This window comes from Brochothrix campestris FSL F6-1037 (assembly GCF_000525915.1).
In the GTDB taxonomy this organism is placed as follows: domain Bacteria; phylum Bacillota; class Bacilli; order Lactobacillales; family Listeriaceae; genus Brochothrix; species Brochothrix campestris.
Genome location: NZ_AODH01000092.1, coordinates 1 through 558, shown reverse-complemented (window position 1 = coordinate 558; position 558 = coordinate 1). Strand labels below are relative to the sequence as shown.

Here is a 558-nt window from a genome sequence, read left to right as displayed (position 1 = left end):
TCGATGGTAAAACGAAATTGTTTTATCTCCAGACGTGTCATTCAAACACTAGCTGCCGAAGGGCAGTTTATTACTTCTGAAAAAGATATCGCTTTTAGACAGAGTGTTTCAACAACTACTGTTAATCGTGCTTTACACCAATGGTCTCCTCAATTCAAACCGAACTATCAAAGGCTTCCTCTACATCTTTCAATGGATGAATTCAAATCGGTAAAGAGTGCTGATAGTCAGATGCGTTTTATTTTCACTGATGCGAAAAAATATGAAATCATTGATATCCTCCCATCTAGAAGATTGCATTATCGATCGTTTTCATTTGTCCCAATTAGTAACACGTTCCCTTAATCAAACACGCATTAAACTCATGAACCGTTATGATATTTCAAACTCAGAAGATAAAAAGATTTATCGTAAACTCAAAGCGTATTGGAAATTACTTCTCAAAAAACAAAACAGACTTAAGCGATTTTGATTATCGCTATCATCGTTTATTTAACGGACAAAAAAAGTTCGAGAGGAATCATCGATTACTTTATGACACTGGATGTTGAATTCAAA

The 558-nt window shown here is 34.6% G+C and carries 1 protein-coding gene and 1 pseudogene; both read left to right on the top strand.

From position 1 onward, the window contains the following. Positions 1 to 345: pseudogene (locus BCAMP_RS14080) on the top strand (ISL3 family transposase); the annotation flags it as partial. Then, entirely contained in the window at positions 251 to 472 is a 222-nt protein-coding gene (locus tag BCAMP_RS15155; protein WP_408605195.1) for a transposase, read from the top strand. The pseudogene BCAMP_RS14080 and the gene BCAMP_RS15155, both read left to right, overlap by 95 nt. Positions 473 to 558: the final 86 nt, after the last annotated feature.